Here is a 24,287-nt window from a genome sequence, read left to right as displayed (position 1 = left end):
CAACCCTAAGGAGCTTCAACATGGCACAAACCCATCTGGGTACCGCACTCGTCACCGGGGCATCGTCCGGCATCGGTGCGTTATATGCAGAAAGGCTCGCGCAGCGCGGCTATGACCTGATCCTGGTCGCGCGCAACCGCGAACGGCTGGATGCCCTGGCTAGCAGCATCAGCACACGCACCGGCCGCTCGGCAGCAGTCATGCCTGCGGACCTGAACGACCGAGCCGATCTGGCGTGCGTCGAGCTGCAGCTGCGCACGGACGCCAGCATCACCCTGCTGGTCAACAACGCCGGCATGGGCACACATACTCCATTGCTGCACAGCGACGTTGAACAGATGAGCCGCATGATCGATCTGAACGTCATGGCACCTATGCGGCTGGCCTATGCAGCAGCTCCTGGCTTCGTGACTCGCGGCCACGGAGCGATCATCAACATAGCGTCCATCGTCGCCATCTCTCCCGAAACCCTGAATGGCGTTTACGGCGCCAGCAAGGCTTTCGTGCTGGCCTTCAGTCAGTCGCTTCAGCATGAGCTGGCCGACAAAGGGGTTCAGGTACAGGCCGTGCTGCCCGGAGCCACGGCAACGGACTTCTGGGCTGCCGGGGGGCTGCCGGTGGAGAACCTCGATGCGCGCATCGTGATGAGCGCGGAAGACCTGGTCGATGCAGCTCTGCTGGGCTTTACGCGTGGCGAGAAGGTCACTATCCCTTCACTGCATGCCGGCGAAAAATGGGATGCCTATGAAGCTGCGCGCCGCGCCATGACAGGCCAGCTGTCCAGCAATACCGTCGCCCAGCGCTATGCCGCTGCGCACTGATCAGCACAAGGAGCCCCTGCCATGAAAGCCGTTATCGCCGCTTATGCGCGCTCACCGTTCCACTTCGCCCGCAAGGGCCGCCTGGCCGACGTGCGGCCCGACACGCTGGCAGCCCAGGTGCTCCAGGGCCTGCTGCAGCGCATCGACCTGGATCCCGGTCTATTGGAGGATGTGATTCTGGGCTGCGCCTACCCGGAGGCCGCCCAGGGCAACAATCTGGCACGCATAGTCGGCCTGCTGGCCGGCCTGCCCGAGACTGTGGGCGGCATGACCGTGAATCGCTTTTGCGGCTCGTCGATGCAGGCAGTGCACATCGCCGCAGCGCAGATAGAGGCCGGCATGGGCGATGCCTTTGTCTGCGTCGGCGTGGAGTCGATGACGATGGTGCCGCAGGGTGGCTTCAACTTCTCGCCCAACCCCGGGTTGCAGGCAAGCAGCGATGCCTATATCTCCATGGGCGAAACAGCGGAGAACGTGGCTCAGCGATGGAACGTGAGCCGAGCCGACCAGGAGCTGTTGGCGCTGCAATCCCATCTGAAGGCCGCAGCGGCCCGCGATGAGGGGCGGCTGGCCGACGAAATCATACCCATCCCCTTGCCAGGCGGAGAGCTGGTGGACAGCGATGGCTGCATACGCCCGGCCACCACGCTAGAAGGCCTGGAAGCGCTCAAGCCAGCCTTCCGACCTGATGGCATGGTCACTGCTGGCACCTCATCGCCGTTGACCGATGGCGCTGCGGCCGTGCTGGTCACCAGCGATGATTTTGCGCAACGCCATGGTCTTCGGGCATTGGCGCGCATCCGCAGCTTCGCGACCGTAGGGGTGGATCCCGCGATCATGGGCATAGGGCCGATCCCGGCCACGCGCAAGGCGCTGGCCCGTGCAGGTCTCACGGTGGCCGATCTGGACGTGGTCGAGATCAACGAAGCCTTTTCATCGCAGGCGCTGGCCTGCATCCGCGACCTTGGCCTGGACATGTCCGTCGTGAATATGGATGGTGGTGGGCTGGCCATCGGCCATCCGCTCGGTGCGACGGGGGCGCGCATCACGGGCAAGGCAGCGGCCCTGCTTGCGCGGAAGCAAGGACGGTATGCCCTGGCTACCCAATGCATAGGCGGCGGACAAGGTATTGCCACGGTGCTGGAGAGACCGTGAAGTCAGATCAGCCAAGACCAGAAATCCAGCTCCACTCAAGGAAGCCATGATGCTCCGCACCACCGAAACCCTGGACAGCCTGTTTGAACGCCAGCGTGGAACGCTGCCCGATACCTTTGGCACGCGACCGCTGACCATTGACGAAGGCCGCATGACCATGGAGCTGACCATTGCGCCATGGATGATGGCCCCCAACGGATTCCTGCATGCTGCCACGCAGGTGATGCTGGCCGACACCTGCGCCAGCTATGCGACCCTGGTGCATCTGCCCGAGGGCGCCAAAGGATTCACCACACTGGAGTTGAAATCCAACTTCCTCGGTACCGCAAAGCAAGGCGTCTTGCAGGTGGAGGCCATGGCAGAACATCTGGGACGGACAACACAGGTGTGGTCGGCTAGCGTGTTCGATGACAAGGGGCGCAAGCTGTCGCTGTTCCGCTGCACGCAGATCGTTCTTTGGTAGAGAGCCGGTTGCCGGACACGGCAGGGGCTGGCCACGCATGTCCCTCCAGCGCCGCAAGCTTCGTGCCTTGGGCCCCAAGGCGGCAATGAGATCTGGCGGACTTCCGGGCAGTCTGATGCTGCTCTCGCACAGGCAGGCGTGTGGTGGCGGTTCACAGCGCGCTCCTCTACCGTGACTAGCTTGCCAGAGAGCAGACTGTCCTTCGATCGGGGCCATAGCAAGCTGACTGCTTCACCTAGGCTCTCAAGATTTGCAGCGCATTGTGTGCCGCTGCAACGCCCATCTTGATATAGGCATCGGCCGTGATTCCTCCGATATGGGGACTCAGCACGATACGCGGCTCTTCGCAAAACAGATGCGGATGCGCCATGGGTTCTATCGCGAAGCTGTCCAGGCCTGCAGCCCCTACCCGACCGTTCCTCACTGCTTCCAGCAAGGCCGACTCATCAATCAAGCCACCTCTGGCTGTGTTCACAATGAGAACACCCGGTTTGCAGGCAGCCAGGCTGCTGGCATTGAGCAGATGGGCATTCTCATTCGTCAGCGGGCAATGCAGAGAAATGACATCCGATTCACTCAGAATGCAGCTCCAGTCTGCCCGCTGCACAAAGGTCGGCAGGTTCTGGGCATAAGGATCGAAGCCCAGCACCCGCATGCCCATGGCATTTGCCACTTTGGCAAAGCGCAGACCGATGGCCCCCAAGCCCACGACGCCGACAGTGCGCCCTTCAAGCTCCACATTCTTGTGCGTGGCCTTGTCCCAATGACCTGCGCGCATGCGTTGATCGAGCTGAATCACGGACTTGGCGCAGGCCAGCATCAGCGCCAGCGCCTGCTCCGCCACGGCCGCAGCATTGGCACCCACCGCAGCGACGACCTGAATGCCGCGCTGGGCGGCAGCCTGCTTGTCTATGGTGTCCGTCCCGCTGCCATGCTTGGAAATCACCCTCAGGCTGGGTGCCGCGTCCATGGCCTGTGCCCCCACCCTGCTGTAGCGCACGATGATCCCCACCGGGTCATGCTGTTTGCAAAGGCGCACCACATCGTCTTCGGTGGGCGCCTTTCCCGCATACACCAGGTCGAACTCGGCCAGCAACGCCAGGGCCTGAGGCGCAAGGTCTGCGCCCGTCACTAAAAAAACCGGCCGCTTAGTCACAGTGTTTCTCCTTCCCGGATCACGCCGGCAGAGCGCAGCGAAGCATCCAGCCATGCCGGTGCCAGCGCTTTGCGGTTGCGAATGTCGGCAATGCGCTTGGTTTCCGCAGCCACCTTGCTGACGGCCAGCGGCAGCATCGCCGCCGCCTTGGTGCGCTCAATGACAGTCACGCCATCGGCATCACCCACCACCAGGTCACCCGGGCACACCGTCACGCCGCCAACGCAGATGGGATGATTCAGACGACCTGGTACAAACTTGGTCGGTCCATTCGGGTTCAGGCCGGCGGCGTACATGGGAAAGCCCAGTTCGCGGATGGCCTCGCTATCACGTACTGCACCGTCAATCACCACGGCGGCAATGCCCAGAGCCATGCATTGCTGCGACATGATCTCCCCCATCAGTGCGCTGGAGAGATCGCCCTTGCCATCCACCACAATGACATCCCCGGGCTGCGCCACTGCCATGGCGGCATGAATCATCAGGTTGTCGCCTGGCCGCACCTCGACGGTGATGGCCGGCCCGGCAAAGCGCATGCCGGGAGCCAGCGGCGCAATCCGACCATGCAGCCCGCCACGGCGGCCGGCCACATCGGCCAGGATTGACGAAGGAAACTGGGCTGCCTGTGCAACCACTTGTGCATCCACGCGCTCTATATTGCGAACCACATCAGGCAATGCAGCGGCTTGACTCATAAGAATCTCCAGGGGGCCGGTGCATTCCGGCCGATTGAGGGGTGAAAAGGAAAGAGGAAACCGAATCGGTCGGTCAGTCGATGCGCGCGCCGGACTGCTTGACCACCTGGCCCCAGCGCACGATGTCTTCCTTGATCAGAGAGGAAAACTGCTCGGGGCTGCCCCCGACCGGGAGGGCGCCTTGATCACTGAGCTTTTTGCGCAGGTCCGACTGACCCAAGGCCCTGTTGAACTCGCTGTTGAGCTTGGCGATCACCTCCCTGGGAGTGCCGGCAGGCGCAAGCAATCCAAACCATGTCACGGCATCAAAGCCTTTGTAGCCCGACTCGTTGATACTTGGCACTTCGGGCAGGTCATCCACCCGCTTCGCAGACGTCACGGCCAGAGAACGCATCTTGCCTTGCCGGATCTGGCCAATCAACGTGGGGACGGATCCCAGGTACAGATCCACATTTCCGCTGACTACATCGGTCAATGCCTGAGCCGCGCCTTTGTAGGGCACATGCTGCATCTTGATCCCAGCGGCCGACTGCAGCAGCTCGCCCGTGAGATGCGCCACCGTGCCATTGCCGGGAGATGCAAAATTGAGGTGCCTGGGTTTGGCCCTGGCCGCTTTCACCACATCGGCGAGTGTCTTGTACGGTGCACTGGTGCCTGTGACCAGCACAAAAGGCGCATTCGCAAGCTGCACGATGGGTGCCAGATCCTTGACCGCGTCATAAGGCATCTTGGCGTACAAGGCGGGACTGATTGCCAGGTTGCTGGACTGTCCCAGCACCAGGGTGTAGCCATCAGCAGGCGCCTTGACAACCATGTCCACGCCCATGTTGCCCGCGGCACCGGGCTTGTTCTCCACCACAAAGACCCAGCCCGAAGCGCTGGTTACCTTTTGCGTGACCTCGCGCGCAATGATGTCCGTCCCTCCCCCAGCGGGGAAGGGAACCACCACTCGGATGGGACGATTGGGATAAGTTTGTGCGTACGAGGTCGCTGCAGCAGCGAGAGCACAGAAAGCGACCAAAGTACGGCGGTTCAGCAACATGTTTGTCTCCAATGGATTGCCGGCCACAGCGCCGGCTTTTTTGTGATGTGCTTGAGTATTGACGCGGCAAAAGATACAGTCCAATCGATAATTTTTTCAAATACATCAATCTTGCTTTTGCTATGGACCTGCGTGATCTTCGCTACTTCGAAACCATTGCGGAGCTCGAACATATCGGGCAGGCCACAGAACGCCTGCACCGCACCCAGCCGGCTTTGACGAGCTGCATCCGCCGGCTGGAAGCAGAATGCGGCGCCCCCCTGTTTGAAAAATCAGGTCGCGGCATCCGCTTGACGGCTGCCGGCCAGGTTTTGCTCAAATGGGCGCAGCGCCTGCGCTTTGACACCGAGGATGCCAAGCGAGAAATCGCAGACATGGCACTCGGCCTGCGCGGCCATATTCGCGTGGGCATCGTGCCTACCGCCGCGCAATTTCTGTTGCCGCAAGCTGCACGCCAGCTCATGGCCCAGGCTCCGGAAGTCACCTTGCGGACCGTGGTAGGCCTGGTCGACACGCTGCGCCCGCAACTGCAGGCAGGGATGATTGACTTGCTGGTGGGCACCGAAGGCCCGGATGAGCCTGGCTACATTTCACAGGTGCTGACCTCAGACACCATCGTCGTGGCCGCCAGTGCAGAGCATGAGATACACCACATGCAAGCAAACTTGCGTGATCTGACGGCATATCGCTGGGTGCTGCAACCTCCTGGTGCCCCTACCAGAGACTGGCTTGATCACGCGTTTGACCGCAAGCGCCTGCCTCGCCCTCGTGTGCAGGTGGAAAGCACCATGCTTTTGATGCTGCCCACATTGATCGCCGAGACCAAGCTGCTCAGCTTCATCTCGCGCCATCACCTGGAGAGTTCGCCTGCAGCATCCCGGCTGCGCGAAGTGCCCATCAAGGAAACCACCATGACCCGGCGACTGGTTGTCACATACCGCGAGCAAAGCTATGTCGCCCCCGCAGCCAGACTGCTGATCGATCTGCTGTCCAGCGCTGCCGTCATCGATTAGGTCTGGCCAACTCATCCAAGCATTCGACATTGGCTGTCTGGACATGCCGTGTCTGAAGAAATGATCTCAAGTGCCAAGCATGCAATGGCGGTGCCCCCATGGCTGTGACCTTGCCTCTAATCACGACGCCAGCCAAGGCCTCCGGAAGTGTCATCCCCGCCAGACCATAGCGCCGTGGTGCCTGGACCCTGATATGCGCCACGCCCCCACTCATGGCGCACATCACTGCTTCCCATGGTCTGCTGGGCATTGGAGCCTGCATCGCGCCCCGGCATCATGGAACAAGCTGCCAGCATGCTGGCAACCGCCGCCACCAAAAATAGCGCTTTCATGGCAACTCCTTGAAAAATTGGAGTCCTTCAGGCTATTCCTGCTGCGCATGCCGCTTGTAAATTCTTGTTGAACAGCCGCTTTGCCTACCTAATGCGTACACCAACCCGCGAATCGCGCGCTTTGCTTTTTGAAGCCCTGAATCCATGGGACATGGGCGCTCACCATCTGCCGGGAGCTGCTCTGCTCTCTCTCCCCTGCAAAGAAGCCATCTTTCCCAGCACGGAGACTGCATAGCGCATGCCTGAGCACAGGGGATATGACAGATGGCTGGACGAAAGAGCCATGCAGTTCCTGCGCAAGAATGCCGGTACAGTTCCTCGTTTACATTTCTGTCAACCAACTGACATCATCAGGCGTTAAAAAGAAACAAATCAGCTTCTATCCACCTCTTCAAGGAGTAGCCATGACCTACCTGTACGCCGCCTATCCAGAACTCAAAGCGACGAATCAAGAGATCATGACGCCGATGCCTGATCCGCGTTCCCCGGAGGAAGTTCTGAGCATGCTGTCCCAGAACCCGCCCGAAGGTGAATACAGCGTCGACGCCTTCTAAGCAGTCCCCCTCAGCAAGTACAGGCCACCTGACCGGTGGCTTTTTTTGTTTCTGAAGCTTCCGTCTCCAAGAGCATACGCAGGAGCCGATCGGAGGTCGTTGTGGCGCCACATCGGCCTGCAACAATAAGCAGCTACTTCGACGATGAAACAGGTCCACCGACCGGGGAAGAAACCATCACCAATGCAATTCCGCCCAGAATGGCGGCACCGGCCAGTGTCAACCGCATGGTCCAAGGCTCTCCGAGCCAGGAAACAGCACCTATGGCTGCCAGCAACGGAACGCTGAGCTGCAAGGATGCCGCAGCTCCCGCCTTCAGATGAGGCAGTGCGGCATACCACGCGACGTATCCCAGCCCCGAGGTCAGCATCCCTGAGCACAGCGCATAAGCCAGTCCCGCAGAGCTCAATGAGGCTCGGTCCTGCATCAGCAGGGGCAGCAGCAAGGCAAAAGGTACGGTCCGAAGAAAATTGCCTGCCGTCACGCCAATCGGGTCAGCGGCCCCCTTGCCGCGCAAGGAGTACAGCCCCCAGGAGACTCCAGCGAAAATCATGAGCAGAGCCGCACCCAAGGGCGGTGCCGATAGTCCGGGTCGCAGCAGCACCACCAAGCCGCCAAAGGCCAGCATCAGACCACCCCACTGCCGCAGTGCAAGTTTCTCGCCGCGGCAAAGGCCGACACCCACCATCGTTGCCTGTACCGCCCCGAACAGCAGCAGAGCGCCAGCCGCTGCCGAAAGACTCCCATAGGCGAATGAGAAAGCTGCGGCATAAGCGAACAAAAACCCGGCCGACCACCAGTTGCCTACGCCAACGCAGGAGGCTCGCCTCAAGCCCACCACCAACGCCAATATTGCAGCGCCTGAGGTCAGGCGTAGCGCCGTAAAGCTTGCCGCATCAATAGAGTGGGATTGCAGCGCCAGCCGACACAAAAGTGAATTGGCCGCAAAGGCAGCCATCGCCAAACAGGTCAACGCAGCAGTACGAAACAAGGGCATCTCGAACCCGACAAAGAGACTAGTCGCAGTATTTTCCCACTCCGACCGTGCATGACCAAGCGTGCTTTTTTGTTCAGAGGCCCTCCTGAATCCGAAGCTCGTTCCCCACTGCGGCCACATTGACAACCATCTGTACCCAGGGTCCAGATGACGCAGATCGGCAATAGGCATTGCGATAGCTTGTGAAGTCACATATCTAGCTGTATGAATGGCGACTGTCGCCTGTCGCTTTATATTGGGAGAGCAGGCATGCTACTGCGTTTCGATCTTTGGTCGAGAAGGCTCTGGTCAGATGTTCGCGAACAACGACTTCCTCCTGGTTCTGACGCCATCACTGGCAATACTGGCTCTCGCAGCCATATTGGTCATCGCCTGGCTCGCTCAAAGATCTCAGCGCTTTCTGCTCTGGCAGGCTTGCGCCTATTCGCTCACCGCCCTGCCTCTCGGTGTGCAAAGCCTGCTGCCCCTGGATGAACTCAATCACTACGCCTTGTACATCGGCAGCTTCTACCTGCTGAGTGCCTGGTGTCTTGCCAAAAGTTGGTCAGAGAGGTGGCGTGTATCGACCCAGCCATATGCAGTATCACTGATAGCCATCGCGACCTTGGCTGCGTTGTATCAGTTCAGCCGGGTCGAACCCAACGTCTGGGCTCGGGTGAGCTCCTTCAGCATAGGCTCCGGTCTTGTTTTGCTGCTGCCCATACTGCAGGTGCGCTCGAGGAAGCACTCGTTTGACTGGCTCGATCGATCGCTGCTCTGGCTGAGCATCATCTTCACTGCCTACACCTTCACTCGGCCGGCCCTGATCTGGCTGCTTGGATACTCGGATCTGCGCTCCCTGCCAAGATCGCCCTACTGGATTTTGACGCTGGTGAGCATTCTCAACTTCTCGCTGCTTTTCACTGTGGTGATGACCGCCATTGCAGTGAAGGAAACCGTGGACAAGCTGCGCAAGGAACGTGACTTTGATGCATTGACCCAGGTACTGAATCGCCGCTCTTTTCAGGAGCATGCCCAGAAGCGGCTGGATGATCCGAGGCTCTACCCCATGGCCGTGCTGGCCTGCGATATAGACCACTTCAAACGCATCAACGATGCCTGGGGTCACGAACGTGGCGACAAAGTGCTGCAGCTTGTCTCTGCGACCTTGCAAAACAATGTACGGGAGCAGGATCTGGTCGCCCGATTCGGCGGCGAAGAGTTTGTGATGCTGTTGACCGACATAACACCATGCGATGCAGAGCTGATTGCCCAGCGCATCCAGCGTGACCTCGGGTCCAAGAATCCGGTTCTTCCATCGGGCCCCAAACTGACCATGAGCTTTGGCATTTCTTCGATCACCAAGTCATTCCAGCTTGAGCAAGCCCTGAAGGAAGCTGATCAACTGCTCTATCAAGCCAAAAATGCGGGGCGCGACCGAGTTCATGTGTCGGGAGTTGTCTACCCGGATAGCTCCGACAAAACCCTTCAGCAGCGAAACAGACCTGCAGCTTAGGACTTGCGGATTCATATTCCCCTAGACATCCGCCAAGAAACGGTTTCGCCGACATGTATGAACAACTCCGGCCCGACTGTCGCGCTTGAGCAGCACTACAGCGCATCAGAGCAGCTCCCGGCCTGCACAATGCGCGTGCGGCATGACCCGGAAGCGATCAAGTCCAAACGGCCCAAGACGCGAGGGCCCTCGTGCAGACGAGCTTGCGGGTCCGGGCCGGAATCATTGATTGCCCAGCCAGGCCACGCTGTTGAGAAAAAGTCGCACCAACTCTGTCTGACGGCGAACCCCGGTCTTGGAAAAAATGGAACGCAGATGGGCGCGCGCAGTATTGGGTTTGATGCCCAGAGCCTCCGCAGCCTCTTCCAAAGACATGCCATTGCTCAAATGCGTGGCCACTGCGGTTTCGGCAGGAGTCAGATGGAAGAGCTGCTGCGTGAGCTTGACGGGCGGCTCCGCCTTGCCCGTCGTATCGCGCAGAAAAACCGCCACGCTGGGACGCTGCTTGCCTTCAGTCCATTCATCGGCAGAGATGCTCTGCACCACCACACCCCAGTTCAGCTGACCGGACTGGCGGGTGATGGACATACCCTCCGTCGTCGAAGCCCGCTCCAGCCTGGGCGAAAGCAAGGCATCGCGGATCAGACGCTGCAGCTTGCGATTGTCATTCGCATAGACGGCTTCGAGCGCTCCGTTGTTGACCCGTATGCCATCGCCCAGATTCAGAATGGTTGTCGCCGCTGGGTTGGCCTCTATCATTTTCCCGGCCTGATCGAGAATGACCACCCCCATCATCAGCTGCGCAGTGGCACGCCCATACAGCGATATGACCTGCCGGTCACGGTGCAGATTCAGCTGCATGTTCAGCACCCGCTTGAGGTGAGGCACCAGCATGCGCACCAGGTCCAGCTGCCGTGATTCGAATGCACCGGCGCTCGCAGGCCGCGTGATACGCCAGCCATAGGAGCAGCCGTTATCGGTCATGACGTCGACGGCCAGAATGTGCTCAATATCCACCCCCTTGCACCAGTCGGTGTAGTAGCGGCAGGAATGCCATTCGGACTCCGTCATCACATCCCGCAAGGTGAGCACCTGGTCCTTGGCAATGCCGAGAAACGGACTCCACTGCGCATAGGGGTCGTAGGGAATGACCTCGGAGCGGCCTCCGGTTGCCGAGATTACCCAGCCCACATTCTCACCATGGGGGTCGCGCACCACGAGCGAGGCATAGTTGCCATTGGCGCAAGAACGCAGCAGTTCCAGAAAAACCTTCCAGTGCTGCGGATCCATGGCGGACTCATACAGCGCTGCAATCAGCAGACTCATGGCTTCGGTGCTGATACGCGGAGTTTCATCCAGCAAGCCAGTTGCACCGGACTCGGCAGGCCTCGGAGCAGAAAAGCCGACAGAAAAGCCATTTACGGCCTCGAGAGCGGCCGAGCGGTAGTTGTAGAAGTCAAAACTTGCGTATTCGCTTTTGGGCATTGGCTATCTCAAAAAATCCGGCCCATCAGCACTGCACAGTTGCTCAACTCTGCACGCATTGTTCATTGTTGTAGGTGCCCGGCAGTCGGCCCAGGAAATGCCCTGATCTTGCCGAGCCCGCACAGACTGCGCATCGTCAAATCAGACGATGGAAAACCTAGCGCAAACGCATGCCCAGCGTCTATTGCAGACCTGCAATATGAATACCGCTGCCATCTTCGTCCGGCGAGTACGGCTGTGCGCCGGATGCCTGCTCGGATGCGCCTTGCTCCAGGCGCTTTCTGAATTGCTCCGCTGGCAAGGCCGGCGAACACAGATAGCCCTGAAAGTAGTCGCCCTGCAGTTGCTCTATGGCCTGGCACTGCTCCTGCGTTTCCACACCTTCGGCCACCAGCTCCACGCCCAGGGCCTGCCCCATGCTGATGATGGCGCCCACGATGGCCTTGTCTCCCGCGTCGTGAGGCAGGCCGCGCACAAAGCTCTGGTCGATCTTGATCTTAGAGATCGGCAGTTTTTTCAAATAGGCCAGGCTCGAATAGCCGGTGCCGAAGTCATCGATCACAAGGCCCACGCCCAACTCTGCAATCTGATGCACGCGCAAGGCCATTTCCTGAGCTTCCTGCAGCAGGATGCTCTCGGTCAACTCCAGCTCCAGCCACTGGGCCGGCAAGCCGCTGGCTTCCAGCACGCGCTTGAGGCGATCCACAAAGTCCGGCTGCCTGAACTCCAGTGCCGAGACATTGACCGAGACCTTGACGGGCTTGCCCATGGCCAGCCAGCGCGCTGCCTCCTGCACCGACTGCTCCAGCACCCAGGCATCAAGCGCAACCACATAGCCGGACTCTTCGGCCAGCGGAATGAAGGCCGCCGGGGAGATCACGCCCAGCTCGGGATCCGTCCAGCGCAGCAAAGCCTCCGCTGCCACAATGCGACCCGTGCGGATATGAACCTGGGGCTGGAAGTGCACGGCCATATGCCCCTTGTCCAGAGCCTGCCGCATGGCGTGCTCCAGCTTCATGCGCGAGAGCAGGCCTGCACTCATCTGCGGCTGGTAGAAGCTGAAATTGCCGCGTCCGCGCTCCTTGACGCGATACATGGCGATATCGGCCTGACGAATCAGCTCGTCAAGCGTCAACCCATCTGTAGGGAACTGCGCCGCGCCAATGCTGCATTGCACGGAAAAACCCAGGCCGTCGAGCATGAAGGGCTGACGCATCTCTTCCAGAATGCGGGCGGCAACGGCCGAAGCGCCCTCTCCGGTACAGTCGTGCAGATAGAGCACGAACTCGTCCCCTCCCTGGCGACACAGCACGTCGGCAGGACGCAGCAATCCACCCAGCCGCTGAGCAACCAGCTTGAGTACCCGATCGCCAAAGTCATGACCCAGCGAGTCGTTGATGATCTTGAAACGGTCCAGATCCAGAAACAGAATGCTGAAAGGCTGCTGCGTAAAACGCGCAGCGGTGATGGCGGCCTGCACATGGCGGCTCAAGCTCAGGCGGTTGGGCAGTCCGGTGAGGGCATCGCTGTAGGCAAGCTGCTCGATCTGCTTTTGGGCACTGCGCTGCATGGTCATGTCGCGCATGAAGCCAATGCTCTGCACCAGACGACCATAGCCGTCGCGCAATGCCACCCAGGACAGCCAGACCGCACAGCGCTGACCGTCGCTCTGCTTGAGCCAAAGGTTGCCCTCCCAGAAACTGCCCACATCCCAGCGCGCGGATGCCAGTTCCAGCAGATCGGAAACAGGGCCGCCTTCGGACTCGAACAGCGCCCAGGCGGCAAGACCCAGCACCGACCTTCCATGCAGCAGTTGCACGCCCGCCGGGTTGATCTGCACAATGGCGCCCGCGGCATCGGCTATGAAGATGCCGTCCAGGCTGGACTCGAACACGCGCGCCGCGAGACGCAGCTCGGTCGCTGAACTGGATTCCGCCGTGATATCCCGGTAGGAATAGATCCGCCCTATCGCCACACCGCGACTGAGCTGAGGCACGGAACGACGCTCCAGCACCCGGCCGCTTAGCAGTTGCAGCACCTCCGAGGTCTCGGGTGCCGACAGATTCTGCGCCTCCTGCAACAGCGTGAACTGGCTCTCGCTGCTGATAGTCTGCGCCTCAAGATGGGCAAAGATGGCCCCGTCGTCACGTTGCACGAGCAGGGACTCGGGCAGTTGCCACAGCTCTGCGAAACGATGGTTGAAGGCGCGAATGCCGCCGCGCAGATCGCAGACCAGCATGCCGTCTGCGGTGGACTCCAGCGTCGCCCGCAACTCCGCAAGCAGCATGTCGAGCTCGCTTTCATGCCGCAACTGCTCGCTGCGGTCGAGCATGGAGAGCAACAACCAGCGCGGGTTCTGGGCGATGGAGCCAACCCCCATCTCCACGGCCGTCAACGATCCATCCGCCTTACAGATCTCCGTGAGAAATTTCGCGCCGCCCACCCAATTGGAAGCATCCTGCCAGAACGCCTTCTGCACCAGGGAAGCGCAAAGCACATCGACATACTGCTCCTGTGCCTGCTCGGGGGTGTAGCCCGTGAGCTGCGTGCTTGCCGCATTGGCATGAAGCACGCGCAGGCTCTGCGCATCCAGCAGCCAGACGGCCTCCTGCAAGCCATCGAGCATGGCGGCGAGCAGAGGGTCGATCAGAAAACTCTGCGGCATGGTCACGCGAGATCTTTCTCGACAGCAGGTGCTGCAGAACTGTCAAAAAAATAGCAAAGACGTCTTTGTGGCTGTAAAGCTTCCAGCGCATTGCGCGATAGCTGATTACGCGTCAGACCGCGACGAATCCCCAAGCCCACATATTCAAGCAAATCGACGAACCGCAACTTCTGCGCCGCCTGCGTGTCATAGGTCAGCACCTGCGGCTTGAGAGACTGGCTGGTATTGACGGACACCACCACGCCCATGCGCCCATCGCTGAGCTCCACCAAGGACCCCGGCGGATAGACACCCAGGGTCTGCACGAATGCCTTGAGCACTTCAGGTGCATAGCGCTGGCGGTACTGCCCGTACAGTGCGGCCATGGCTTCGTGGGGCGTCATTTCGTTGCCTTGCAGTGGCAGATTGCACAAACGCTCGAAATTGTTGGCCAGCGCCAGTATCTGTCCGGCAACATCCATATCGGTCGCCAGCAGGCCAAGCGGAAAGCCCGATCCATCGGCCCACTCATGATGCTGGGCGATGGCCGTCGTGACCGAAGGAGGATAGCCCATGGACAGAGCCAAAGCCACCGACTCTCCGACATGCCGTGCATAGGTGGTCTCTCGCAGCGGCATGCGATCCGTGGCTTGATTCAGTGCATTGGCCGACGCGGAAATCTCCAGCCCTGGCTTGCCGATGTCATGCAGCAACGCTGCCGTGCCCAGATCCTGCAGCACATCGTTGCGCAAGCCCAGCGTCTTGCCGAGCAACAGGCTCAGCACGGAAACGTTCACTCCATGAACACCGAATGTGACGCCGCCCGTATCCGCGAGCAGATGCAAGCTCAGATCACGATCCTGCGCCAGTTTGACGACTTGCTGCGCAACCAGCCTATCCGTCGTGGCGCGCGCCCGTTCGGGGTTGGCAGGCAACAGGGCCTGAACATCGTCAAATACCGACACCGCACCCAAAAACCGGGACTGCACGCCCAGAATGCTGTCTCGCCAGGCATGCGCATCGCTGTCCGGATGGCTCGCAGCGGAGCGAGGAGGCGCGACGGAAGGCGTGACAGCCTCCTCCAGATCACTTCTGGAGAGATCAACCTGTACGGCCTTGAGCTTCAGGGTCCTGAGCGTCTGCAACTGCTCGTCATTGACAATCTTGAAGCTGCTGACGGGAAACGGGTGGCGCAGCCAGCCAGTCTCCAGATGGACATACATGCCAATTCGCAGTTGTCCGATATCAATAGCAACGAAACGATTCACTTTGAGCGCTACACACAAGATAAGACATTATTCCGCAGTTCCATGACTGCTCAACCATGACTAGGGTCTGTTGGGATGCAAACTGCACCAACATTCCCCTCCTGTGTGACTTATCGGCACCAAAGGCTGGGTTTGTAGACCAGATCCATCCACAAAGCCCAACTCGCAACACCAATCAGCATCAAACCCGCAATTCTGGTGCCCCAGCGCGCCCGCAATGCATTCAGATGCGACTGCCCCAGCTGCCACAACCAGGGGCCCGCCAGCAACCACGCTGCGCCGCCAATGGCAAAGGCTGCCATTGACAGAGCACCTTGCCAGACTCCGCCACTCAGCGCGGCCACCAGCACTGCCGAATACAGCAAGCCGCAAGGCATCAGGGCCCAGGCAAAGCCTGCGGCCAGACTCCCTCCCGGGGCGACGACCCAGGGCTGGACCCTGGCCCAGACAGAGCGCCCCGCCTGCTCCAGCCATACCGGCTGCCGCGCCTGCACCAGCATGGCCAGACCCCAGGCCATGACCGCGACATGCATCAGCGTCCACAACTTCTGCAAGGCCGTTGTCTGGCTGGTCAGCCAGGCCAGACTCTCCATCGCCACGGCCGCAACCCCGCCCAGCAGGGCATAGCCGGCAATGCGTCCCAGATGAAACAGGCTGGTGCGCAGCCATTGGCGTTTTTGCAGGCCGTGCAAGGCGATGACCTGGCCATCGCTGACAGGTCTTGCCCCTGTAACTACACTGCAGGGCGCAGCGCACATCACAAGACAATGGGGCCCACCCACGAGCCCCATGATCAAAGCAGTCCAGACCAGCGAAAACAACATGCGCTAGATGATGCGCGAAAAGCGTGCGCGGTTTCGGTCGGCCTGCAAATATCGATCAAACAGCATGGCTACTCCGCGCACAAAAAACCACCCCAGGCCCGTGACCTTGAAGCCCTCGTCGGATAGCTGAACCAGGCCATTGCGCTGCATTTCCGCCAGCGCTGCCAACTCCCGAGCAAAGTACTCGCGGAAATTGATCAGCCAGGCTTGCTCCATCGGCTCGTACAGGACGGAGCCCTGACACATGATGGCCATGATGATCGCTCTGCGCACCAGATCGTCACGCGAGAGCGCCAGTCCGCGCTGCACGGGCAGCATGCCGCCATCAATGGCGTCGTAATACTCTTCCAGGGTCTTGACGTTCTGGCTGTAGGTGGCCCCCACCTTGCCGATGGCCGATACGCCCAGTGCAATCAGGTCGCAATCGGGCTGGGTGCTGTAGCCCTGGAAGTTGCGATGCAGGCGCCCCTGACGCTTGGCGATGGCCAGAGAGTCGTCGGGCAGTGCAAAGTGATCCATGCCGACATAGACATAGCCACCATTCATGAATGCATCAATTGCGCCGGAGAGCATATTCAGCTTCTCCTGTCCCATGGGCAAGTCAGCCGATGCAATACGCCTTTGCGGCTTGAAGCGCTCGGGCAGATGCGCATAGGCATACAGAGCAATACGGTCGGGACGCAACTCATTGACCTGGGCCAGCGTTCGCGCAAAAGACTCGGATGTCTGCTTGGGCAGGCCGTAGATCAGGTCCACATTGATGGAGACAAAACCCAGACGGCGGGCCTCGGCCACCAGCTCAAAGACTTGCTCGGCTGGCTGCTCCCGGTGCACCGCTTTCTGCACCGCGGGGTCAAAATCCTGCACGCCAAAGCTCAGGCGATTGAAGCCCATGTCCTTGAGTGTCTTCAACCTCTCGTTGCTCACGGTACGCGGATCGACCTCGATGGAATACTCGCCGGCCGGATCGAGCTTGAAATGCTCACGCATCAGAAGCATCAACTGCTGCAGCTCGGCATCGCTGAAGAAGGTCGGCGTGCCGCCTCCCAGATGCAGCTGGCTTACCAGCTGGCCTTTGCCGCAATGCTCGGTATGCATGGCCAGTTCACGGCCCAGATAATCCAGATACTCGGCAGCCTTTTCATGATGCTTGGTCACGATCTTGTTGCAGGCGCAGTAATAGCAAAGCGACTCGCAAAACGGCACATGCACATAAACGGACAAGGGCAAGGCACGTGAACCCGAATGCGTCTTGCGCTGTTTCAGCGCCAAGATGTAGTCGTCTGCACCAAAAGCCTCAACAAAACGGTCGGCTGTTGGGAATGATGTGTAGCGTGGGCCGGGAATATCAAAGCGGCTCAGCAACTCGGGCGTGACTGCGGTCATAACTGAAAGTTAGGGTGCGCCCACACTCCACATTGAGCAGATTTCAAAGGAAATCAGACCCTGGAAATCATGCCCATAATGGGCAGATTTCAAAGGAAATCAAATCCTGGAAATCATGCCCATAATGGGCAGAAGCACATGTTTTTGAATGAATGCAAACAATGTGCACCAAGGCAATCCAGCTGTCCTTGATGAATATCAAGAGAGCGCAAGGCAAGTGCTGCGACAATTTGATCCAACTCATCACTAACTACGAGGTCAATGATCGGCGCGACTCTCCAGTCCAAGTCTGTCTGTGCCGTTGCTGAAAAGCCCATGAATCTTCAGACCATCAAAGCATCCTGCTCCAACTGCAATCTGCGTGAACTGTGCATGCCCATGGGCCTGGACGATGAACAAATGGAGCGCATTGACGAAATTGTGGCCACGCGCCGCAAGGTCAAACGGGGCGGGCTGCTGTTTCGCAACGGCGAGGAGTTCACCTCGCTGTATGCCATTCGCACCGGCTTCTTCAAGACCAGCGTGGCCACGGAAGACGGTCGCGACCAGGTCACGGGCTTTCAGATGGCCGGCGAGATCATCGGTCTGGATGGTATCGTCAACGACCACCACACCTGCGATGCCGTGGCGCTGGAAGATGCCGAAGTCTGCATCATGCCTTTCGACAAGCTCGAGCAACTCTCGCGCGAAGTCACGGCACTGCAAAATCATGTGCACAAGGTCATGAGCCGCGAAATCGTGCGCGAGCATGGCGTGATGCTGCTGCTGGGCAGCATGCGCGCCGAAGAACGCCTGGCGGCCTTTGTGCTGAACCTGGTGCAGCGCCTGTCCGCACGCGGCTTTTCGAAGTCGGAGCTGGTGTTGCGCATGACGCGTGAAGAAATCGGCAGCTATCTGGGGCTCAAGCTGGAGACCGTGAGTCGCACCTTCTCCAAGTTCGCCGAGGAAGGCATCATCGAAGTCAGACAGCGCCATCTGCGCATTCTGGATACCGAGGCGCTCAGGCGCATCGTCAACAGCCAGCAATGCCAGGACTGAGTTCAACAGCAGCCTTCAAGAAAAAGCCCGCAGACAGCGGGCTTTTTTGATGGCGGCGAATGCCTGCCAGGAGTTGCCGCCGCCGAGGCCGCCGGCACAGCGAGCGGCCAGCCCCTCCATCCAAGGCCGCCACCTGCCCCGAAACTACGGTCCTGTGCGCAGCGCCTTATTCGACCAGGGGCTCGGAGACTACTCCCTGGTTCAGATCGCTGGCCGAACGCCCCAGCATGACGGTCATCAGTCCGCTGAGCACGGTGACCGCCCAGAAGGCAAAAAAGGCCAGCGTGTAAATGGCATTGCGCGACCATTCCAGAGGCGAGCCCAGCCAGTGCATGTCCAGTGGATCCACAAAGGCAAATACCACCATTTCCATGATTGCCGCAGCCAGAAAAGCCGGCCAGACAATCCACATCCAGCGTCGAGCATCCATCGCGATTCTCCTTGGCCTGTGGGTTGAACCCCATTTTGCACAATTGCCATCACCTTCCCAGCCGTACCAAGGGCATGCACTCAGATGGGAAACCCTGGACCGCTATTATTTAAAGAGCTTGCAGCGCTTTATTTGTATCGGTTCAAGGTCTATATCTATCTGAAATAGTCCTGATAAAGCGCTATGCGCTCCTTTTATTGAATACCAGCCGGAGATCCTTTGCCGGTTTCTGAGCACTGCAGAGACCCGCCCGACTCTGCGGTCGACCAGGACATAAAGCGCCGCCGCGACCGACCAGGCTCCAGAAAAGTCTGCAACCAGGGGCGTAAAAAAGGCCGCGAAAGCGGCCTCGGGAATACGTTGAAATCGCGGTCAGCGATCCAGCGGATGATCCTTGGCCGGCGTCGCGGCATGGTTGCGCCCCGTCACTGCCGGCGCCAGGCTTTTTTCGCTCTCGGTGAGACGCTGGTTGATTTCAATGCCGTGACGGTAGTAGTCGGGGTCGATCACGGGATCCGGCTTGCTCATGGCGATATAGGCGGTCACGATGCCCGCGACCACCACCACGGCGGGACCGGCGATGACGAGCCAGACATGGGCAAACTTCCACCAGGGCTTACCGTCCTCAGGGTGGATGATCTTGGCCTTTTGCGGGGCCTTGGCTTGTGCTGCCGACATGGTGAAACCTCTTTTCAGAAATCTGGCCGCCCCATTGCAAACCTGCAATCGAGCGGCATCAATTGTTGCTGATTCGCGATGCCCTAGCGTGGCACCAGGAACACGGATTTTTCGGAGATGCGTCCGGCCCCAGCCGTCAGTGCATCCACATTGAAATGCACAGGGTGCGAGCCGGAAGCGGCTGAGCCATAGGGAATCTGCAGGCGCACCGCAATGCCACGCGTCTCGGCCGGACCTACCGAGACTTCCTGCTCGGACACTACTTCCAGCTGATCCAGCCCGGTGGCGCTGATGCGATAGCGCTGCTCGGACTCGGTCGCATTCATGATCTGCAGGCGATAGACGTTTTCGAGCTTGCCGCCAGCCACGATGCGCGACAGCGCGGCGCGGTCGCGAATCACGTCGACCTTGAGTGGCTCGCGCAGTACCAGGCTGGCGATCATGGCTGCGCTCAGCGCCAGCAGCACGGTCGAGTAGATCAGCACGCGCGGGCGGAAGATGCGCCGGATCACCTGCGCCTGTTTCCAGAGCTTGGCCACGGCGTTCTGCGTGGTCAGGCGGATCAGGCCGCGCGGGTACTCCATCTTGTCCATCACGGAGTTGCAGGCATCGATGCACAGACCGCAGCCAATGCACTCGTACTGCAACCCCTTGCGGATGTCGATGCCTACGGGGCAGACCTGAACACAAAGCTTGCAGTCTATGCAGTCACCCAGACCCTGCGCCTTGTAGTCCACGTCTTTTCTGCGCGGGCCGCGTGCTTCACCGCGCTGCACGTCGTAGCTGACGATCATGGTGTCCTTGTCGAACATGGCGCTCTGGAAGCGTGCATAGGGGCACATGTACTTGCAGACCTGCTCGCGCATATAGCCAGCATTGCCGTATGTGGCAAAGCCGTAGAACAGCACCCAGAAAATCTGCCAGCTTCCCTGGAAGGCCATCAGCTCCACACCCAGTTCACGGATGGGCACGAAGTAGCCGACAAAGGTGAATCCGGTCCACAGGGACAGAACAATCCAGAGGAACTGCTTGAGCGATTTCTTCCAGATTTTCTCGAAGGTCCAGCCATGCTTGTCGATGCGCATGCGGGCGCTGCGGTCTCCCTCGACCTTGCTCTCGATCCACATGAAGATCTCGGTATAGACCGTCTGCGGACAGGAAAAGCCGCACCACAGACGCCCGGCCACTGCGGTAAACAGAAACAGCCCCAGCGCGCTGATGATGAGCAGCCCCGTCAGGTAGATGAAGTCCTGCGGGTAGAGCACCAGCCCGAACAGATAGAAGCGCCGCGCCCCGAGGTCGAACAGCACCATCTGGCGCTCGCCCCATTGCAGCCACGGCAGACCGTAGAAGACGATCTGGGTCAAGAACACCATGATCCAGCGCCAGCGCGAGAAGATGCCGCTGATGGCGCGCGAGTACACCTTCTGTTCGGAGGCGAACATGGGCATATATTCCTGACCGCCGTCCACAGGCTCAGCCGTGATCGGAATGACTTTGCGAGGTTTCTCCGGATCGCAGGGCATCGCAGTTCCTTAATATTTTTGTAATTACTGAAAATTCAAATGCGAAAAAGGCGGTGCCTTGGCACCGCCTTCATCACCCGTCTTACTTCTGGGCGCTTGCGTTGGACAGCCCCCAGACATAAGAAGCCAGCACCGCGATCTGCGCCTCGGTCAGCTTGTCCTTCTGGGCAGGCATCTCATTCATCTTGCCATGGTTGACCATGTCGACAATGACGGACTCGCCCCAGCCATGCAGCCAGATGTCATCGGTCAGGTTGGGTGCGCCAAGCGCCTGGTTGCCCTTGCCATCCATGCCGTGGCAAGCCGCGCAGGCCACGAACTTGGACTTGCCCTGCGAAGCCTTGACGGCATCGTGGGGGCTGCCCGACAGGCTCAGCACATAGTGGGCCACATTGCGCACATCTTCCGCCGAGCCCACGGCAGCTGCCATGGGAGGCATCACGCCGATGCGGCCATTGGTGATGGTTTCCTTGATCTTGTCGGGCGTGCCGCCGTGCAGCCAGTCCCCGTCGCTCAGATTGGGGAAGCTCTTGCTGCCGCGTGCATCGGAGCCGTGGCATTGCGCGCAGTTGTTCATGAACAGACGCTCGCCGATGGCCATGGCCTGAGGGTCCTTGGCCATTTCTTCGGTGGGCATGCTGACGAACTTGGCGTACATGGGCTCCAGGTCGACACGGGCCTTTTCCATCTCCTTGTCATAAGCGCCATACTGGGTCCAGTCCAGCTCGCCCTTGAAGGAGCCCAGACCCGGGTAGGCCACCAGATAGGCCAGGCTGAAGACCACGGTGATCACGAACAGACCCATCCACCATTTGGGCATGGGGTTGTTGAGTTCGCGCAGGTCTTCGTCCCAGACGTGACCCGTGGTGTTGTCCGCGGAAGGAACGACCTTGCGGCGCGCCACCAGCACCAGCAGCAAGAAGCAGCCGAGGATGCCGATCAGCGAAACGGCCGCAATGTACACGGACCAGAAGTTGTTAAAGAAGTCGCTCATGGGATGTTCTCGTTGTAGTGATCAGACTCAGTCTTCCAGGAAGGGAAGCTGAGCTGCCTCGTCGAAACGGGCCTGGTTACGGCGGGCATACGCCCACCACCAGATGCCCACGAAGCACGCCAGCGAAGCCAGTGTGGCCAGAACACGCATGGTGGTGATATCCATTTGCCAGTCCCTCCTCTGTTACTTGACGGCGCGACCCAGAACCTGCAGATAGGAGATCACGGCCTCCATCTCGGTCTTGTCCTTGACTTCGGCCTGAGCCCCGGCGATCTCCGCATCGGTATACGGCACACCCACCTTGCGCAAGGCGCTCATGCGCGTTGCCACGGCAGAGTCGTCCACCTTGGTGGCTTCCAGCCAGGGGTAGGCAGGCATATTGGACTCGGGCACCACATCACGCGGGTTGTTCAGGTGAATGCGATGCCATTCGTCGCTGTACTTGCCGCCCACACGGTGCAGATCGGGGCCAGTACGCTTGGAGCCCCACTGGAAGGGGTGGTCGTAGACGAACTCGCCGGCCACCGAGTAGTGACCGTAGCGCATGGTCTCGGCGCGGAAGGGGCGGATCATCTGCGAGTGGCAGTTGTAGCAGCCTTCGCGCAGATAGACGTCACGACCCATCAGTTGCAGCGGTGTGTAGGGCTTGAGACCCGCCACGGCTTCGGTCGTGGACTTCTGGAAGAACAGCGGCACGATTTCGACCAGGCCACCGATGGTCAGCACGAACAGCGTCAGCGCGATCAGCAAAAAGTTGCTGGTCTCGATCTTCTCGTGCATGGAGCTCTTGGGAACTGCGTTATTTTGTTCAGACATTGCTTTTGCTCCTCAATGCTCAGGCGTGAGCCACCACGGCAGGCACTGCCACCTTGACGGAACGGCCGGCCATTGCGGTCTTCCAGGTATTCCATGCCATCACCAGCATGCCGCCCAGATACAGCAGACCGCCGGTCACGCGAATCACGTAGAAGGGATAGGTCGCCTTCACGCTTTCGACGAAGGTGTAGGTCAGCGTGCCGTCGGGGTTGATGGCGCGCCACATCAGGCCCTGCATCACACCGGCAATCCACATCGCGGCGATGTACAGCACGATACCGATGGTGGCCATCCAGAAGTGCAGCTCGATCGCGGGCACGGAGTGCATTTTTTCGCGGCCGAAGAGACGGGGAATCAGGTAGTACAGAGAACCCATGGTGATCAGACCCACCCAGCCCAGAGCACCGGAGTGCACGTGGCCCACGGTCCAGTCGGTGTAGTGGCTCAGTGCGTTGACGGTCTTGATGGCCATCATCGGGCCTTCGAAGGTGGACATGCCGTAGAACGACAGGGACACGATCAGGAAGCGCAGGATGGGGTCGTCACGCAGCTTGTGCCAGGCACCCGACAGCGTCATGATGCCGTTGATCATGCCGCCCCAGCTGGGAGCCAGCAGGATCAGCGAGAACACCATGCCCAGCGACTGGGCCCAGTCGGGCAGCGCGGTGTAGTGCAGGTGGTGAGGACCGGCCCACATATAGGTGAAGATCAGTGCCCAGAAGTGCACGATCGACAGGCGATACGAGTAGACGGGGCGACCGGCCTGCTTGGGGATGAAGTAGTACATCATGCCCAGGAAGCCTGCGGTCAGGAAGAAGCCCACGGCGTTATGGCCGTACCACCACTGGACCATGGCGTCCTGCACGCCGGCATAGGCCGAGTAGCTCTTCATCCAGCCTGCCGGAATGGAGACGTTGTTGACCACGTGCAGCAAGGCCACGGCCAGGATGAAGGCACCGAAGAACCAGTTGGCCACATAGATGTGCTTGACCTTGCGGATGCCGATGGTGCCGAAGAACACGATGGCATAGGACACCCAGGTCACGGTGATCAACAGATCGATGGGCCATTCCAGCTCGGCATATTCCTTGCCCTGGGTGTATCCCAGGGGCAGGCTGATGGCCGCAGCCACGATGACCAGTTGCCAGGCCCAGAAGGTCAGGCTGGCCAGCTTGGGCATGAACAGTTTGGTCTGGCAGGTGCGTTGCACCACGTAGTAGCTGGTGGCAAACAAGGCCGAGCCACCAAAGGCAAAGATCACGGCATTGGTATGCAGCGGACGCAGACGTCCGTAGCTCAGCCAGGGAATGCCGAAGTTGAGTTCCGGCCAGGCCAGCTGTGACGCGATAAACACGCCTACTGCCATACCTACCACCCCCCATACCACGGCCATGATAGAGAACTGTCTTACGACGGTGTCGTCGTAATAGACAGCATTGTTATGTGTTGCTTCCATCGGGCACCTCTTAGATTTC

At 59.8% G+C, this 24,287-nt stretch carries 24 protein-coding genes; 7 read left to right on the top strand and 17 right to left on the bottom strand.

Annotation, left to right across the window (positions count from 1 at the left end):
- Positions 1 to 20 precede the first annotated feature (20 nt).
- From O987_RS11105 to O987_RS11095, 3 genes are read left to right on the top strand one after another with little or no spacing between them, the layout of a single operon-like run.
- Positions 21 to 821 carry an SDR family NAD(P)-dependent oxidoreductase gene (locus tag O987_RS11105; protein WP_043372201.1) on the top strand — a complete coding sequence of 267 codons (801 nt, stop codon included), beginning with the start codon at positions 21 to 23 and terminating at the stop codon, positions 819 to 821.
- A 21-nt stretch (positions 822 to 842) separates the two neighbouring features.
- Complete coding sequence (locus tag O987_RS11100; RefSeq protein ID WP_003056263.1) at positions 843 to 1,976, top strand: thiolase family protein; 1,134 nt, start codon at positions 843 to 845, stop codon at positions 1,974 to 1,976.
- 46 nt (positions 1,977 to 2,022) lie between these two features.
- A complete protein-coding gene (locus O987_RS11095) occupies positions 2,023 to 2,439 on the top strand; it encodes a PaaI family thioesterase (RefSeq protein WP_043372199.1) in 417 nt (138 codons plus the stop codon).
- Between the two features lie 235 nt (positions 2,440 to 2,674).
- Here the strand turns inward: O987_RS11095 and O987_RS11090 are convergent, their stop codons facing one another.
- From O987_RS11090 to O987_RS11080, 3 genes are all read right to left on the bottom strand, one after another.
- Positions 2,675 to 3,595, bottom strand: a complete 921-nt coding sequence (locus tag O987_RS11090; protein ID WP_043372196.1) for an NAD(P)-dependent oxidoreductase — start codon at positions 3,593 to 3,595, stop codon at positions 2,675 to 2,677.
- Positions 3,592 to 4,290 (bottom strand): RraA family protein, encoded by a 699-nt coding sequence (locus O987_RS11085; RefSeq protein WP_003056273.1) that lies wholly within the window; start codon positions 4,288 to 4,290, stop codon positions 3,592 to 3,594. Before O987_RS11085 ends, O987_RS11090 begins: the two co-directional genes overlap by 4 nt.
- A gap of 73 nt (positions 4,291 to 4,363) precedes the next feature.
- Positions 4,364 to 5,332 (bottom strand): Bug family tripartite tricarboxylate transporter substrate binding protein, encoded by a 969-nt coding sequence (locus tag O987_RS11080; RefSeq protein WP_003056277.1) that lies wholly within the window; start codon positions 5,330 to 5,332, stop codon positions 4,364 to 4,366.
- A gap of 122 nt (positions 5,333 to 5,454) precedes the next feature.
- On the opposite strand from O987_RS11080, the gene O987_RS11075 reads away from it, so the two are divergent.
- The gene (locus O987_RS11075; protein WP_003056280.1) at positions 5,455 to 6,345 is read left to right on the top strand and encodes a LysR family transcriptional regulator; all 891 of its coding nucleotides are present in this window, start codon (positions 5,455 to 5,457) and stop codon (positions 6,343 to 6,345) included.
- Positions 6,346 to 6,461: 116 nt separating this feature from the next.
- On the opposite strand, the gene O987_RS11070 is transcribed toward O987_RS11075, so the two are convergent.
- Positions 6,462 to 6,677, bottom strand: a complete 216-nt coding sequence (locus O987_RS11070; RefSeq protein WP_003056284.1) for a hypothetical protein — start codon at positions 6,675 to 6,677, stop codon at positions 6,462 to 6,464.
- 404 nt (positions 6,678 to 7,081) lie between these two features.
- Between O987_RS11070 and O987_RS29215 the strand changes: the two genes are divergently transcribed.
- The gene (locus O987_RS29215) at positions 7,082 to 7,231 is read left to right on the top strand and encodes a hypothetical protein (RefSeq protein WP_003056286.1); all 150 of its coding nucleotides are present in this window, start codon (positions 7,082 to 7,084) and stop codon (positions 7,229 to 7,231) included.
- A gap of 133 nt (positions 7,232 to 7,364) precedes the next feature.
- Here the strand turns inward: O987_RS29215 and O987_RS11065 are convergent, their stop codons facing one another.
- On the bottom strand, positions 7,365 to 8,228 hold the full coding sequence (locus tag O987_RS11065; RefSeq protein WP_051962295.1) for a DMT family transporter: 864 nt from the start codon (positions 8,226 to 8,228) through the stop codon (positions 7,365 to 7,367).
- 292 nt (positions 8,229 to 8,520) lie between these two features.
- On the opposite strand from O987_RS11065, the gene O987_RS11060 reads away from it, so the two are divergent.
- Positions 8,521 to 9,723 (top strand): GGDEF domain-containing protein, encoded by a 1,203-nt coding sequence (locus O987_RS11060; protein WP_043372193.1) that lies wholly within the window; start codon positions 8,521 to 8,523, stop codon positions 9,721 to 9,723.
- Positions 9,724 to 9,945: 222 nt separating this feature from the next.
- Here the strand turns inward: O987_RS11060 and O987_RS11055 are convergent, their stop codons facing one another.
- The 5 genes from O987_RS11055 to hemN all read right to left on the bottom strand — a co-directional run bounded on the left by O987_RS11055 (position 9,946) and on the right by hemN (position 17,330).
- Entirely contained in the window at positions 9,946 to 11,208 is a 1,263-nt protein-coding gene (locus tag O987_RS11055) for a helix-turn-helix transcriptional regulator (protein WP_043372190.1), read from the bottom strand.
- 181 nt (positions 11,209 to 11,389) lie between these two features.
- Positions 11,390 to 13,873, bottom strand: coding sequence for an EAL and GGDEF domain-containing protein (locus O987_RS11050; protein ID WP_003056298.1), 2,484 nt, complete (start codon positions 13,871 to 13,873; stop codon positions 11,390 to 11,392).
- A gap of 2 nt (positions 13,874 to 13,875) precedes the next feature.
- On the bottom strand, positions 13,876 to 15,120 hold the full coding sequence (locus tag O987_RS11045) for an HD-GYP domain-containing protein (RefSeq protein ID WP_255439143.1): 1,245 nt from the start codon (positions 15,118 to 15,120) through the stop codon (positions 13,876 to 13,878).
- 110 nt (positions 15,121 to 15,230) lie between these two features.
- Complete coding sequence (locus tag O987_RS11040; RefSeq protein WP_003056303.1) at positions 15,231 to 15,944, bottom strand: sulfite exporter TauE/SafE family protein; 714 nt, start codon at positions 15,942 to 15,944, stop codon at positions 15,231 to 15,233.
- A 3-nt stretch (positions 15,945 to 15,947) separates the two neighbouring features.
- Entirely contained in the window at positions 15,948 to 17,330 is a 1,383-nt protein-coding gene (gene hemN / locus O987_RS11035) for an oxygen-independent coproporphyrinogen III oxidase (RefSeq protein WP_003056305.1), read from the bottom strand.
- Between the two features lie 315 nt (positions 17,331 to 17,645).
- Between hemN and fnr the strand changes: the two genes are divergently transcribed.
- Positions 17,646 to 18,368: a fumarate/nitrate reduction transcriptional regulator Fnr gene (gene fnr, locus O987_RS11030; protein ID WP_029158640.1), complete on the top strand. Its 723-nt coding sequence runs from the start codon at positions 17,646 to 17,648 to the stop codon at positions 18,366 to 18,368.
- Positions 18,369 to 18,534: 166 nt separating this feature from the next.
- On the opposite strand, the gene O987_RS11025 is transcribed toward fnr, so the two are convergent.
- The 7 genes from O987_RS11025 to ccoN all read right to left on the bottom strand — a co-directional run bounded on the left by O987_RS11025 (position 18,535) and on the right by ccoN (position 24,268).
- Complete coding sequence (locus tag O987_RS11025) at positions 18,535 to 18,798, bottom strand: hypothetical protein (protein WP_003056309.1); 264 nt, start codon at positions 18,796 to 18,798, stop codon at positions 18,535 to 18,537.
- Between the two features lie 372 nt (positions 18,799 to 19,170).
- A complete protein-coding gene (locus tag O987_RS11020) occupies positions 19,171 to 19,476 on the bottom strand; it encodes a FixH family protein (protein ID WP_003056312.1) in 306 nt (101 codons plus the stop codon).
- Positions 19,477 to 19,559: 83 nt separating this feature from the next.
- Entirely contained in the window at positions 19,560 to 21,002 is a 1,443-nt protein-coding gene (gene ccoG / locus O987_RS11015; RefSeq protein ID WP_043372186.1) for a cytochrome c oxidase accessory protein CcoG, read from the bottom strand.
- 82 nt (positions 21,003 to 21,084) lie between these two features.
- The gene (gene ccoP, locus O987_RS11010; protein ID WP_003056318.1) at positions 21,085 to 21,996 is read right to left on the bottom strand and encodes a cytochrome-c oxidase, cbb3-type subunit III; all 912 of its coding nucleotides are present in this window, start codon (positions 21,994 to 21,996) and stop codon (positions 21,085 to 21,087) included.
- 27 nt (positions 21,997 to 22,023) lie between these two features.
- Positions 22,024 to 22,161 carry a CcoQ/FixQ family Cbb3-type cytochrome c oxidase assembly chaperone gene (locus O987_RS11005; RefSeq protein ID WP_003056321.1) on the bottom strand — a complete coding sequence of 46 codons (138 nt, stop codon included), beginning with the start codon at positions 22,159 to 22,161 and terminating at the stop codon, positions 22,024 to 22,026.
- A gap of 18 nt (positions 22,162 to 22,179) precedes the next feature.
- Positions 22,180 to 22,812, bottom strand: coding sequence for a cytochrome-c oxidase, cbb3-type subunit II (ccoO, locus tag O987_RS11000; protein WP_003056322.1), 633 nt, complete (start codon positions 22,810 to 22,812; stop codon positions 22,180 to 22,182).
- A 19-nt stretch (positions 22,813 to 22,831) separates the two neighbouring features.
- A complete protein-coding gene (ccoN, locus tag O987_RS10995) occupies positions 22,832 to 24,268 on the bottom strand; it encodes a cytochrome-c oxidase, cbb3-type subunit I (RefSeq protein ID WP_003056324.1) in 1,437 nt (478 codons plus the stop codon).
- Positions 24,269 to 24,287 lie beyond the last annotated feature (19 nt).

It is taken from the genome of Comamonas testosteroni TK102 (genome assembly GCF_000739375.1).
In the GTDB taxonomy this organism is placed as follows: Bacteria; Pseudomonadota; Gammaproteobacteria; order Burkholderiales; family Burkholderiaceae_C; genus Comamonas; species Comamonas brasiliensis.
Note: the sequence above shows the minus strand (reverse complement) of the source record. Positions and strands in the feature narration are given on the sequence as shown.

Excerpts from the sequence above, each read along its gene's own strand:
- O987_RS11105 (WP_043372201.1), top strand. The coding sequence starts at position 21 with ATGGCACAAACCCATCTGGGTACCGCACTCGTCACCGGGGCATCGTCC.
- O987_RS11100 (WP_003056263.1), top strand. The coding sequence starts at position 843 with ATGAAAGCCGTTATCGCCGCTTATGCGCGCTCACCGTTCCACTTCGCC.
- O987_RS11095 (WP_043372199.1), top strand. The coding sequence starts at position 2,023 with ATGATGCTCCGCACCACCGAAACCCTGGACAGCCTGTTTGAACGCCAG.
- O987_RS11085 (WP_003056273.1), bottom strand. The coding sequence starts at position 4,290 with ATGAGTCAAGCCGCTGCATTGCCTGATGTGGTTCGCAATATAGAGCGC.
- O987_RS11080 (WP_003056277.1), bottom strand. The coding sequence starts at position 5,332 with ATGTTGCTGAACCGCCGTACTTTGGTCGCTTTCTGTGCTCTCGCTGCT.
- O987_RS11075 (WP_003056280.1), top strand. The coding sequence starts at position 5,455 with ATGGACCTGCGTGATCTTCGCTACTTCGAAACCATTGCGGAGCTCGAA.
- O987_RS11070 (WP_003056284.1), bottom strand. The coding sequence starts at position 6,677 with ATGAAAGCGCTATTTTTGGTGGCGGCGGTTGCCAGCATGCTGGCAGCT.
- O987_RS29215 (WP_003056286.1), top strand. The coding sequence starts at position 7,082 with ATGACCTACCTGTACGCCGCCTATCCAGAACTCAAAGCGACGAATCAA.
- O987_RS11065 (WP_051962295.1), bottom strand. The coding sequence starts at position 8,228 with ATGCCCTTGTTTCGTACTGCTGCGTTGACCTGTTTGGCGATGGCTGCC.
- O987_RS11060 (WP_043372193.1), top strand. The coding sequence starts at position 8,521 with ATGTTCGCGAACAACGACTTCCTCCTGGTTCTGACGCCATCACTGGCA.
- O987_RS11055 (WP_043372190.1), bottom strand. The coding sequence starts at position 11,208 with ATGCCCAAAAGCGAATACGCAAGTTTTGACTTCTACAACTACCGCTCG.
- O987_RS11050 (WP_003056298.1), bottom strand. The coding sequence starts at position 13,873 with ATGCCGCAGAGTTTTCTGATCGACCCTCTGCTCGCCGCCATGCTCGAT.
- O987_RS11040 (WP_003056303.1), bottom strand. The coding sequence starts at position 15,944 with ATGTTGTTTTCGCTGGTCTGGACTGCTTTGATCATGGGGCTCGTGGGT.
- hemN (WP_003056305.1), bottom strand. The coding sequence starts at position 17,330 with ATGACCGCAGTCACGCCCGAGTTGCTGAGCCGCTTTGATATTCCCGGC.
- fnr (WP_029158640.1), top strand. The coding sequence starts at position 17,646 with ATGAATCTTCAGACCATCAAAGCATCCTGCTCCAACTGCAATCTGCGT.
- O987_RS11025 (WP_003056309.1), bottom strand. The coding sequence starts at position 18,798 with ATGGATGCTCGACGCTGGATGTGGATTGTCTGGCCGGCTTTTCTGGCT.
- O987_RS11020 (WP_003056312.1), bottom strand. The coding sequence starts at position 19,476 with ATGTCGGCAGCACAAGCCAAGGCCCCGCAAAAGGCCAAGATCATCCAC.
- ccoG (WP_043372186.1), bottom strand. The coding sequence starts at position 21,002 with ATGCCCTGCGATCCGGAGAAACCTCGCAAAGTCATTCCGATCACGGCT.
- ccoP (WP_003056318.1), bottom strand. The coding sequence starts at position 21,996 with ATGAGCGACTTCTTTAACAACTTCTGGTCCGTGTACATTGCGGCCGTT.
- O987_RS11005 (WP_003056321.1), bottom strand. The coding sequence starts at position 22,161 with ATGGATATCACCACCATGCGTGTTCTGGCCACACTGGCTTCGCTGGCG.
- ccoO (WP_003056322.1), bottom strand. The coding sequence starts at position 22,812 with ATGTCTGAACAAAATAACGCAGTTCCCAAGAGCTCCATGCACGAGAAG.
- ccoN (WP_003056324.1), bottom strand. The coding sequence starts at position 24,268 with ATGGAAGCAACACATAACAATGCTGTCTATTACGACGACACCGTCGTA.